Annotated in this window: 8 protein-coding genes; 1 reads left to right on the top strand and 7 read right to left on the bottom strand. The window is 72.3% G+C overall.

Annotated elements, in window-relative coordinates; genetic code table 11:
- Positions 1-154 precede the first annotated feature (154 nt).
- Positions 155-385 (top strand): hypothetical protein, encoded by a 231-nt coding sequence (locus KUM03_RS08145; protein WP_019325822.1) that lies wholly within the window; start codon positions 155-157, stop codon positions 383-385.
- A 111-nt stretch (positions 386-496) separates the two neighbouring features.
- Here the strand turns inward: KUM03_RS08145 and KUM03_RS08140 are convergent, their stop codons facing one another.
- The 7 genes from KUM03_RS08140 to KUM03_RS08110 all read right to left on the bottom strand — a co-directional run bounded on the left by KUM03_RS08140 (position 497) and on the right by KUM03_RS08110 (position 11,093).
- Positions 497-1,354, bottom strand: a complete 858-nt coding sequence (locus KUM03_RS08140) for a trypsin-like serine protease (RefSeq protein WP_217246345.1) — start codon at positions 1,352-1,354, stop codon at positions 497-499.
- A 138-nt stretch (positions 1,355-1,492) separates the two neighbouring features.
- On the bottom strand, positions 1,493-2,719 hold the full coding sequence (locus KUM03_RS08135) for an IS30 family transposase (RefSeq protein ID WP_217246344.1): 1,227 nt from the start codon (positions 2,717-2,719) through the stop codon (positions 1,493-1,495).
- Positions 2,720-2,802: 83 nt separating this feature from the next.
- Positions 2,803-4,347, bottom strand: coding sequence for an RNA polymerase sigma factor (locus tag KUM03_RS08130; RefSeq protein WP_217246343.1), 1,545 nt, complete (start codon positions 4,345-4,347; stop codon positions 2,803-2,805).
- Positions 4,348-4,776: 429 nt separating this feature from the next.
- Positions 4,777-5,664 carry a sporulation transcriptional regulator WhiH gene (gene whiH / locus KUM03_RS08125; RefSeq protein WP_073731767.1) on the bottom strand — a complete coding sequence of 296 codons (888 nt, stop codon included), beginning with the start codon at positions 5,662-5,664 and terminating at the stop codon, positions 4,777-4,779.
- Between the two features lie 161 nt (positions 5,665-5,825).
- Positions 5,826-8,159 (bottom strand): ATP-binding cassette domain-containing protein, encoded by a 2,334-nt coding sequence (locus KUM03_RS08120; protein WP_217246342.1) that lies wholly within the window; start codon positions 8,157-8,159, stop codon positions 5,826-5,828.
- A gap of 124 nt (positions 8,160-8,283) precedes the next feature.
- On the bottom strand, positions 8,284-9,042 hold the full coding sequence (locus KUM03_RS08115; protein WP_217246341.1) for an NUDIX domain-containing protein: 759 nt from the start codon (positions 9,040-9,042) through the stop codon (positions 8,284-8,286).
- 131 nt (positions 9,043-9,173) lie between these two features.
- On the bottom strand, positions 9,174-11,093 hold the full coding sequence (locus KUM03_RS08110) for a glycogen debranching N-terminal domain-containing protein (RefSeq protein ID WP_217246340.1): 1,920 nt from the start codon (positions 11,091-11,093) through the stop codon (positions 9,174-9,176).
- Between the last annotated feature and the right edge of the window lie 673 nt (positions 11,094-11,766).

The raw sequence follows: 11,766 nt of genomic DNA, 5'->3' as shown, positions 1-11,766 counted from the left end.
ACACAGACACGCAATACGGCACATTCGCCGCCAACCGGCAACAGCCGGCCACCTCGGAAATTTTTTTCGAGGAATAGCCACGAGCGGGAACGTTTTGGGGCTGGTTGGATGTTGACCCTGGTACGACAGCTCGTCGAGCTAGAGAAGAGGCGACGTGACTACTGTTCTGACTTCCGCAAGCCCGCTGACGGCCGCTGATCGCTGCGACCGCTGCGGCGCCCAGGCATACCTGCGCGTCGTCCTGCTGAGCGGCGGAGAACTGCTCTTCTGCGCCCACCACGGGCGCAAGTTCGAGCCGGAACTCAAGAAGATCGCCGCTGAGATACAGGACGAGACGGAGCGGCTCACCGCCGTTCCGGGATCCTCCTCCGAGGAAGAGCGCTGACGCGACGCGCCCGACGACGAGCCGACCCGGCACAAGCCGGTCAACGGGCGGCCGCCCCTCCAGCCGAGGGGTGGCCGCCCGTGCGCGTGCCCGGCGGGCTTCGGAAGGCTGTCAGGCCCCCTCTGACTGCCGCGCGGCTGGGTTGTCCCACCCCAGCGTCCGCAGGACGGCGGAGACGCGTGTGTACACCCCGGGGCTGCCCGGGCGCCCGCAGCCGCTCCCCCAGGACACGAGTCCGATGAGTCTCCCCTGGGCGACCAGCGGTCCACCGCTGTCCCCCTGGCAGGCGTCGCGGCCGCCGGCTTCCTCACCGGCGCAGAGCATGGTGCCCGCGAGATAGCGTCCGTCGTCGCTCCCCGGGTACGCCCGCTCGCACGCCGCGTCGGGCAGCACCCGTACGCGCGCCGCCCGCAGGCTGTTGGCGTAGTCCCCGGCTCCCGACGTGTCGCCCCATCCGTAGACGAGTGCGCCCGTGTCGGGCCCGTAGGCGGGATCGCCCTCGGCCGCCATCCCTATGGCGGAGCCGGCGGGCAGGGCTTCCGACAGAGTGAGCACCGCGAAGTCGCCGGCATTGCTGACGGCGTCGTGCGCCGGGTTCACCCAGACGTCGCGGACGGGGATCTCCCGGCCCTCATCGGAGAGCAGGTCGGTGCGGCCGGCGATGATTCTCAGGTCACGCACCTGCTCGGGCGGCGAGCCGAGAACCTCCTCGGCCAGGCAGTGGGCCGCCGTGAGGACGGTGGTGCGGCCGACGGCCACTCCCCCGCAGAATTGTCCCGCCCGCGTACCTCCGAACCGGTCACGACTGGACAGGGCGACGGTCCACGGGCTGTCGGACACTTCGACCGGAAAGCCCCCGACGACGATGCTGTCGGCGGATGCGGGCGCGGCGGACGCGAGCGGTATCGCGGTCGCCGCGGCCGCCAGGACCAGCGGCCGGGCCAGCGCCCGGGCAAAGAGGCGACGCATGCAGGCTCCTCACTCCTGGTGGTGATGGAACACCCAGAGTGATCCAGCCCGACCCGGCGCGCACCCGCTGTGCAAGGCGAAGGCCCGGTTCCCCACCTGGCGCTTTCTAGGGGTCGTTGCAACACGTGGTCGTGTTGATCAGGCCGTGAGCAGTTTATGCAGGCGCTCGGCTGGGGTTTCCCAGCCGAGCGTTTTGCGTGGGCGGCTGTTGAGTTCGGCGGCGACGGCGGCCAGGTGCTCACGGGCGTGGACGGACAGGTCGGTGCCTTTGGGGAAGTACTGCCGCAGCAGGCCGTTCGTGTTCTCGTTCGAGCCGCGCTGCCAAGGACTGGCCGGATCGCAGAAGTAGACCGGGATGTCGGTCGCGACGGTGAACTCGCGGTGGCGTCCCATCTCGCTGCCCTGGTCCCAGGTCAGGGACCGCTTCAGGTGGGCCGGCAGCGTCTGGACCGTCTCGACCAGGGCGTCGCGGACCCGCTCCGTGCCCCGGCCGTTCGGCAGGTGCAGCAGCAGGACGTAGCGGGTGGAGCGTTCGACGAGGGTGCCGATGGCGGAGGCGCCGTCCCTGCCGATGATCAGGTCGCCCTCCCAGTGGCCGGGCACCGCCCGGTCCTCGGCCTCTGCGGGCCGTTCGCTGATCATCACCATGGGGTCGCGGAAGCGGGACTGGCGCTGCTGAGCCTGCCGCCGGGGCTTGCGCCGGACCCGTCCGGTTCGCAGTGCCTTGGCGAGTTCGCGGCGTAGTTCGCCCCGGCCCTGGACGTAGAGGGCCTGGTAGACGGTCTCGTGGACCACGTGCATCTCCGGCCGGTCGGGGAAGCGGGCGCGCAGGGCCTGGCAGATCTGCTCAGGGCTCCACCGTAGGTCCAGATGGTTCTGTACGAAGGCACGCAGTTCGGGGTTCTGGCCGATCTTCCCGGGCTTGGGGCGGGGGCGGCGTGCATCGGCCCGGGCCTGGGCGGCGTGCGGACGGTAGTGCCACTGACCGCGGGTCCCCACAGTCCGGTTCCGGCGTATCTCCCTGCTGATGGTGGACGGGCTACGGCCCAGTTCAGCGGCGATCGACCGGATCGTGGCCTTCTCCCGCAGCCGGTCGGCGATGTAGATCCGGTCGTCGTCGCACAGGTACCGGGATGCGCCAGAAGGCGGCACCGCCGGTCGGACCGGCGGTGCCGCCTTCTGCTTGCGGTCGGCGCTGCGCCCGTTGCGCCATCGTCGGCCGGTCTTCGGGTTGATGCCGACGATCTGGCATGCCTCGTTGTTGCTCAGGCCCTGCTGCATGAGCTGGAAGTATGCCTCCCGCTCACGCAGCAGCTTCTTGCGTCCCTGAGCTACGGTCCGCAACTCCCGGATCTTGAAGTCCATCGCATCCCCTGAACTGGGGTGTTGCGACGACCACTAGAACGGAAGCCTGGTGGAACCGGGCCTTGTCGCTCTGCGATCGCGATCTAGTCGAGGTAGTCGCGCAGCACCTGGGAGCGCGACGGGTGACGCAGCTTCGACATCGTCTTCGACTCGATCTGACGGATCCGCTCACGCGTGACGCCGTACACCTTGCCGATCTCGTCGAGGGTCTTCGGCTGACCGTCGGTGAGACCGAAGCGCATGGACACGACGCCCGCCTCGCGCTCGGACAGGGTGTCGAGGACGGAGTGCAGCTGCTCCTGCAGCAGCGTGAAGCTGACCGCGTCGGCCGGGACGACCGCCTCGGAGTCCTCGATGAGGTCACCGAACTCGCTGTCGCCGTCCTCGCCCAGCGGGGTGTGCAGGGAGATGGGCTCGCGGCCGTACTTCTGGACCTCGATGACCTTCTCCGGGGTCATGTCGAGTTCCTTGGCCAGCTCCTCCGGGGTGGGCTCGCGGCCCAGGTCCTGGAGCATCTGGCGCTGCACACGCGCGAGCTTGTTGATGACCTCGACCATGTGCACCGGGATGCGGATGGTGCGGGCCTGGTCGGCCATCGCGCGGGTGATCGCCTGACGGATCCACCAGGTGGCGTACGTGGAGAACTTGTAGCCCTTGGTGTAGTCGAACTTCTCCACCGCGCGGATCAGACCGAGGTTGCCCTCCTGGATGAGGTCCAGGAAGAGCATGCCGCGGCCGGTGTAGCGCTTGGCCAGGGAGACCACCAGGCGGAGGTTGGCCTCCAGGAGGTGGTTCTTGGCGCGGCGGCCGTCCTCGGCGATGATCTCCAGCTCGCGCTTGAGCTTGGGGGCGAGCTTGTCGGAGTTCGCCAGCTTGTCCTCGGCGAACAGACCCGCCTCGATGCGCTTGGCGAGCTCGACCTCCTGCTCGGCGTTGAGCAGGGGGACCTTGCCGATCTGCTTGAGGTAGTCCTTGACCGGGTCGGCGGTGGCGCCGGCCGCCGCGACCTGCTGGGCGGGAGCGTCGTCCTCGTCGTCGTCGGACAGCACGAAGCCCGCGTTCTCGGTGCCCTCGGGCTCCTCCGTCGCGGCCTTCGGCTCCTCGATCGCCTCGTCCTCGAGAAGCTCGGCGTCGTCCTTCTTGGCGGTGGTCTTCTTGGCCGCCGCCTTCTTGGCGGTCGTCTTCTTGGCGGCCGCCTTCTTCGCGGTCGTCTTCTTGGCAGCCGCCTTCTTGGCCGGCGCCTGAGCCTCTTCCTCGGCGACGGCGCCGGTTTCGGTGGCAGGCGCGGCCGGGGCGGCGGGCGCCGTGGCCTTCCTGCTGGTCACCGGCTTCGCCGCGACCGTCTTGGTGGCGGTCCGCTTGGCGGGACTCTTCGCTGCGACGCTCTTACGGGTGCGCTTGGGCTCCGCGGCACTGACCATCAGCGTCACACCCTCTTCCTCGAGGATCTGGTTGAGGCTGCGCAGTACGTTCTTCCACTGAGTGGCCGGAATCTGGTCAGCTTCGAAGGCCCGACGCACGTCGTCGCCGGCGATCTGCCCCTCAGCCTTTCCCCGCTCAATGAGCGCCATGACAGAGACGGACTCGGCGATCTCCGGCGGGAGCGTACGGGATGTGCTGGCCGACACGAACAACCTCTCGGAACGTTGGAAAACGGCTTCCGGCCCCGTCCACGGCGGACAGGGGCCGACCGCCGGCTTGGAATGGGCCGACGGCGCGGGCGGAGGCCGGGGAGTTGCACAGCGCCGTGAACGGCGTCCGTATTCCCTCCGCGGCTGTCACCTCTTAGGTCATCGCGTTGTTCCCACGAGCGTTACGCCCAATCCGCGTGGCCCGAGTCACACCCCGTAAGCGTTCAAAACCGGTCAGATACGAATAAGAAGGGTCGCCTGAGCGCTCCGACCCGGCCACACCGGAAGGCTCAGCCTCTCATCGCACCGTCGGACCCCGTGGGATCGCGACGGATTCCACGGGGTCCGGGGTGGCGGCGCGCCGGCCGGCCACTGCCATAGGAGGGGTCTGGCGTGTCCGGCCCGCGCCGGTCCGGCGGAACGCGGTCAGTGCTCGCGCGGGGCGGGCACCACGCGCTCCACCTCGGGGTGGACGGTCAGAAGCTGGCGCATGGCCGCCTCGGCCGCCGCTCCGTCCCCGGTGGCGAGGGCGTCGACGATCCGCCCGTGCTGCGCCAGGGAGACGTCGTTCGGCCGGTCACAGCCCGTGACCGGGCCGCCGGAGACGTGCAGGGCCGCGGAGACGATTCCGGAGAGGTGGTCCAGCATGCGGTTGCCCGCGATCTGGATGAGGAGCGTGTGGAACTCGGCATCGGCACGCGAGAAGGTCAGGGCGTCGCCCTGCTGCATGGCGTGGCCCATGATCCCGACCATGTCGGACAGGCGCTGCTGCACCTCCTCGCGCCCGTGCCCGGCGGCCAGGCGCGCGGCGAGCGGTTCGATCGTCGAGCGCAGCTCACTGAGCTCGCGGCGCTGATCGTCGCGCTGCGGCCCGAAGGCGCGCCATTCGATGATGTCCGGGTCGAGCAGGTTCCAGTCACTGACGGGCCGCACGCGCGTACCGACGTTCGGACGGGCACTGACCAGGCCCTTGGCCTCCAGGACACGGAGGGACTCGCGCACCACGGTGCGGGACACCTCGAAACGCTGGCCGATCTCCTCGGGCACCAGCGGACGGTCGGCACCCAGGTCGCCGGAAACGATCATCTGTCCCAGCTGCTGGACGAGTTGCCCGTGCAGTCCGCGCCCACGGCTGCCCGTGGCGCGCCGGCCCACGCGGCCCAGCTCGGTCTCCACCCCTTCCCAGGCGGGCGCCCCGACGCGGTCGACGGCGGGCGTCTCGGCGTAGGGGTAGCGGTCGAGTTCGCCCGGGTTCGTGAGGCCGGAGTCGGCGGAGCGGGCGGCGGTCATCATGGAGTGCGCAAGGGTAGTCACGCATCCTTTGTCGGCGTCGCTCCCAACTCCCTTGAGGTCTTTGGTGAAAAGCACACGAAAGGGTGATCGCTCACCCCGTCGCAATTGACGCCTTATCGGAAAGAAATGGGCGTTCCCCGGGGAGTTGCGCGCACGGTCGGACCGGAAGGGTGTGGCGGATGTCATTGGGGTCTGCTGCGCAGGGTCATGAGCAGGTATGCGCAGAGCAGAGCGGTCACGGACAACGTCAGTGCGCTGCCGACGGGTTGGGCGATCATGCGCAGCACTTCGGCCACATACCGCTCGCCGCCGAAAGGCCACGTCGTCAGGAGAAGCTCGCGCGTCCTCATCGGGAGACCGGCGGCGGTCCGTACGGACGGGCCGTCCCAGACCCTCTGTACGAGCGGCACGACGAGTACGGGTACGGCGACCACCGCGGCCAGCCCGGCCGTGGTGGACCGGAAGACACCGGCGGCGAGCACGCCCGCCCAGCCGCATCCGACGACGAGGGCGAGCCAACCGGCGGCCAGTGCGGGCCAGTCGGCGGGAACGCCGGCGAGTTCCGGTCCGTAGAACAGGTGGAGCACTTCGGCGTTGCAGCCCACGGTGAGAAGGGCCAGCCCCAGCGCGGTGGCCGCGGAGACGAGGAGCTTCGCGGTCAGCAGCCCGAGGCGCCGGGGGACGGCGCCGCGGTCCGCCGCCAGCGCGGGGTGGCGGAACTCGTCGCCGGAGGCGAGCGCCCCGAGCAGTCCCGCGCCGAGCGCCGCGGGCGGCAACGGGAGCTCTCGCGGCCACGCGGCCAGCAGGCGCGGCTGCGGTGTGTGCCCGACTCGCGCCAGGACCACGGCGGTGACGGTGGAAAGCACGAGGACGACGGCGCCGGTGACGAGACCGGTCCTGATGCCGGCCGCGCGGCGGAGTTCGTAGCGGAGCGGTCTCAGCGGGCTGGGGGCGGCGCGGACGGTGACGGGGGGCGGCAGTGAGGAGGCCGCCTCCCTGGTGTGGGCCGGGGCAGGGGTGAGGGAGGCTTGGCGGCGCGGGGAGGGCCGGTGGCCAACGGCGTCGGGTCGGGAGGAGCGGGTGACCGGCGTGCGGGCGTCCGGTGTGCGGGGGTCGTGGGGCGCCGGGGTGTCGGTGACTGTGTGCGGGGCGGGGCGGGCTCGGCCGTCGCTGTCGGCGGTTTCACGGCCGCCGGACGGAAGCGGGGCGGCATCGGGTCCGGGCCGGGGACCGTCCAGGGCCGGGCGGGGGGTGCCCGGCCGGGGCTCGGCAGCGGCGGGCGGGGACTCGGGGCCGGTGCCTGCCGACGGTGTCCCGGGGTCGTCGACCGTCGGCAATGCCTCGGTGTCGGCGCCCGCCGACGGTGCCCCGTCCTCGGCCGCCTCCGGCAATCCCTCGCCGGCGGCGCCTGCCGCCGGTTCCCCGGCGGCGTCGACCGCCGACAGCGCCGCGACAGCCGGGGGCGGCGCTTCGCCGGCAGCACCGGGCTTCGCCGGTTCCGGTGGCGGCTGCGGGGCGTCTGCGCCGGGGAGCGCCTTCCCGGGGGCCGACTGCGCCGCGGCGTCGGCCGACGGCCTGGACTCGGCAGACGGCACGGGGTCACCCTCGTGCTGCCGGGGCGCGGGCTTCGCGCCGGCTCCCGGCCCCATGTCTCCGACCTCGTCGGCCAGTTGATGTACGAGGATCCTGTGCCGGAACGCGGTGTCACCGATGTCGGCGCACGTACTGCCGTACACCGCCAGGCGATTGCCACCCTCGCGCACGACCTCGACGGAACGTCGGCCCGCACGCGCCTCTTTGACCAGGACCGCGGCCAGTCGTGCGGCGTGCGGAGTGCGCACGGCGACGCGGGGACGCAGCCGGGTGCGCGAGAACTCCGCCGCTTCCTGGTCGGCGACGACTCTGCCCCGCTCCAGCGTCACGACGTGATCGGCGGTCCGCGCGGCCTCCTTGGGATCGGCCGTGCTGAACAGGACGGTCCCGCCGTGGGACGCGTATGCGCGCAGCGTGGCGTGCACCCAGCCGGCCTCACGGGCGGACAGGGCGCCGGCGGGGTCGTCGAGCACCAGGGTGTGCGGGTCGGGAAGCAGTGCGCAGGCCAGTCCGAGACGTCGGTCCATGCCGCGGGAGAGGGTGCCCAGGCGTTCGTCGCGCATACTCACGAGGCCGACCGACTCGAGGACTTCGTCGGCCCGCCGGACGGGAACTCCGGCCGCCGCACAGAGCATGCGCAGATGGCCGCGAACCGTGCGGGCCGGATGTCCCGGCACCTCTCCCAGCACTGTGCCGACCTCCCGTGCGGGATGGGCGATGCGGTGCAGGGGGCGGCCTCTGAAGCAGGTGAGGCCGCGGCCGCGCTGGAGTTCGAGCATGAGTCTGAGCGCTGTCGTCTTGCCGGCGCCCGATGCTCCGAGCAGTGCGGTGACGCGGCCCGCGCGCGCCTCGAGGGAGACGTCGTCGACGGCGGGCGGGAGCTCCTTGCGAGGGTTGCTGGTCAGTCCGAAGGCCTCGATCACCCGCAGCAAGATAGCGTGCCATATCCGGTTTTTCGGGCATCATACGGCTCTCCGGGGCACGCGAGGCCGGGCCTCGTCGCTCTTTTGTTCGCCGTTCGCTCCGGGATCCTTTCCCGCAGCGGCCTCACACCTCGGGACGCAGCATCGGGGGGTTGAGGAGAGTGGCGCCGCCGGCCCGGAAGAGCTGGGCGGGGCGGCCGCCCTGGCGGGTGGTCGTACCACCGGTGGGGACAAGGAAGCCCGGAGTGCCCGTCACCTTGCGGTGGAAATTGCGCGGGTCGAGCGCCACGCTCCACACCGCCTCGTAGACGCGGCGCAGCTCGCCGACGGTGAACTCCGGTGGGCAGAAGGCGGTGGCCAGCGACGAGTACTCGATCTTGGAGCGGGCTCGTTCCACGCCGTCCGCCAGGATCTGGGTGTGGTCGAAGGCGAGGGGTGCCGGCGGTTCGCCGTCGCGGCCGTGACCGGCCTGCTCGAGCGCTTCCTCGACCGGCGCCCAGCGTGCGTTGCTGGCGTCACCGCCCGCCCGGGGCGCGGGCAGGTCCGGAGCGAGCGCGAGGTGGGCGACGCTCACCACCCGCATCCGGGGGTCCCGCTCGGGGTCGCCGTACGTCGCGAGCTGCTCCAGGTGGGCGCCATTGTCCTGGGTGGGCGCGGCGGGGTCGTGGACGCACAGTCCCGTCTCCTCGACCAGCTCCCGCGCCGCCGCCTGCGCCAGGTCCTCGCCGGCCCGTACGAAGCCACCGGGCAGCGCCCAGCGGCCCTGGAACGGAGGCTCGCCCCTGCGCACCGCCAGCGCGCACAGGGAGTGGCGACGTACGGTCAGTACGACCAGGTCCACAGTGACGGCGAAGGGCGGAAAGGCTGACGGGTCGTAGGGCATGCGGCGATCATAGTCGTCTGCCTGACGATAAACACTCCCCTCGCCGGTCGCATCGACGGCTGGTCCGTGGCTGTCGGGTCTTCTTGGCACCGTCTGCTCCCTGCCGTCGGGCGAGGAGAGGTCCGGCCTGGTCAAGCCCCTAGTCGCAGCCCGTCGGCGGCCTCTTCGACCATGGCCAGGCCCAGTCGGCTGACCCGCACGGAGAAGGGCTCTCCCGCGACCCTCAGCCCCGTCAGGCCGAGCTCTCCCAGGGGTGCGCTGCGTACGGGCCGCAGGGTGACGGTCCCGGCCGGGGCGTCGGGGCGGATACCCGCGAGCGTGGTCAGCATCAGTACCCCTGCGGCTGCCGCGGTGGCGGCGGGGCGGCAGGCCGCCGGGTGCGGCAGCGGAGCGCTCGTGTCGGTGCGCTGTTCCCCCGCGAACATCTCCGGCAAGCGGTGGCCGAAGGCACCGGCCGCGGCCAGTACCCCGCGCAGCAGCGAGCCTGCTTCCTTGTCGTGACCGGCGGCGGCCAGACCCGCCACCGCTGTCGCCGTCTCCTGGACGTGCACCGCCCCCGCACGATGCCCGAAGGGGTTGTATCCCGCCTCGGTGGCAGCCAGGCCACGCAGCCCCCAGCCCGAGTCCATGACCGGGTTGCCGAGCAACCGGGCGAGTCTGCCGGTCTGGACCGGGTCGAGCAGGCCTGGTGCGACCGAGCCCCCGCCGAGCAGCCCGGTGTCCAGGAGGTGGGCGGCGGCCGCGCTCAGGTGCGGCACGAGGCGTCCGTCCGGGGTACGGGCCGCCGCGGGTCTTCCGCCCGTCGCGTCGTCGATCCAGAAGTCGCGCCGGAACGCCGTGCGCAGCCGCTGGGCCCACTCCCGCAGCCAGTCGCCGCCCGGCCTGCCGAGGTCGTCGAGCAGTTCGGCGCCGAGCAGGGCGGCGCGGTGGGCCTGGGCCTGGGTCTCGCAGCGGGCGGGCCCGTGGGGGTGCGGATCAGGTACGTACGTGCCGTTGCCTACGGTGGCCCGCAGCCAGGTCAGACACCCCTCGGCGGCGGGCAGCAGCTCCTGTGTCTCCTGTGCGCCGAGCCCCCAGCGGCGGGCCTCCGCGAGGAGCACGGGAAAGAGCAGGGTGGCCTCCGTGCCGGTGCAGCCCGGCGGCAGGTGCGGGCCGGTGCCGCGCCCCGGTCCGGGGATCATGCCGGATCTCGGTCCCGGGCCGGGCTGCTGGGTGCGGGCGAGGGCGCGCAAGGTACCCGCGGCGAGCCGGGTGCCGAGGGGAAGCGCCATCCGGGCCGCGGCGAGGGCCTCGGCGGGGGCCGGACCGCAGCGCCAGGGGACGCCGGCGGCCAGGTGGACGCCGGTGGGGTGCGCGGGATCGCGCACCAGGAGGGCCCTGAGGTCCTCGATGCTGGTCCGCAGGAGAGCGGAGACCCCGGGGTCGTCACCGGTGGCGTGCGCGGAGGCCAGCGGATCGGCCGCCGTACGGCCCACTGCCCGGACGGGCCCGGCGCCGTCCGGCCGTACGCGCAGTTCGACGCCGGCGCTGCCGCCCGCGGGCAGCACGAACTCCCATCGCAGCAGTCCCGCGGAGGCCAGTGCCTCGGCGGGCGGTGGGACCGCCGTCACCGACGCGCCGCCCGTGCCGCGGGTCCACCGCAGCCCGGAGCCGTGCACGGTGGCCGGCAGGTCCGGCCCCGCTTCGCCCGCGGCGATCGCTCCGAGGTCGGCCAGGTCGGTACCGAGTACCACCTCCACCGGCAGGCGCAGCGGGACGGATGCCCAACTGCGCAGCGTGATCCGCTCCGTGCCGTCGGCGTGGCGGGTGCGCTCGATCATCACGTCCGGATCCGGCCCCGGCGCGGAGGCCGTCCGAAGCGTGCCGACGAAGCGAGTACCGTCGGCGCCGGTCATCCTGGCCTGGGAGGGAAGCGGTTCACGTCCGGCCACGCGAAGGCGGCACCGGGACAGCAGGCGCCGGCCCGCGCGGTAGAACCCCTCCAGGCCCAGGCCGTTCAGCTGGCCCTGCTCCGTGGAGATCACGAGGCCGGGGAGCGCCACGCCGATCATGGTCCTGTGGGTGGGCGGCAGCTCCCCGGGGCTGTACGGCCTTCCGGGCGGTGTGCGCTGAGCAGGGGCGCGGTCTGCCCGAACACCCGCAAGACCGGTGCCCGCCGACTCCCCACCGGGCCGGGAGACCGACAGCGCCGAGGGCGGTCCGACCCGGGCAGCCGGTGCGCCAGGGTTCCGCCCCGGCCCCGGACCGCTTCTCCTGACCGGCACCGCAGGCCCGGCGAGTGACGGCGCCTGGGTGCCCCGGCGGCCGCTCACGCCGAGGTCCGTGACGGCGGACGAGGACCGGATCGGCTGGTACATGGGAGACCTCCCTCTCTGCTCGACGCCCTCGATCGGAGCGACGCCGTGTGGTGGTTTCGAAACGGGCGGTGCCGTGCCCCGGGCCCGTCCGGGCATTCGGCCACTCAGGTGAACGGAACGGGTGACCTCCAGGTCACGCCCAGGGGTGGCGGCCCCGGCGCCCGGAGGCGCGCGGTCCACGGACCGCGTCCGCGGCCACGGCGGCCGGTCCTCGCCGGTCGACCACGGCCGGGGACCACAGCGGAAAGACCATGGCCGTGGATCACAGCCGAAGGACGACGGTCCAAGGGCGTTGGCCGGGAGGGCAGCCAGGAAGGACGGCCGAGGAAGGGCGGCTGAGGAAGGGCGGCCGGGGACGCCGGCCGCA

Source organism: Streptomyces sp. AC602_WCS936, from assembly GCF_019049125.1.
GTDB lineage: Bacteria > Actinomycetota > Actinomycetes > Streptomycetales > Streptomycetaceae > Streptomyces.
The sequence above is the reverse complement of the archived record's forward strand: the minus strand, read 5'-3'. Positions and strand labels throughout refer to the sequence as shown.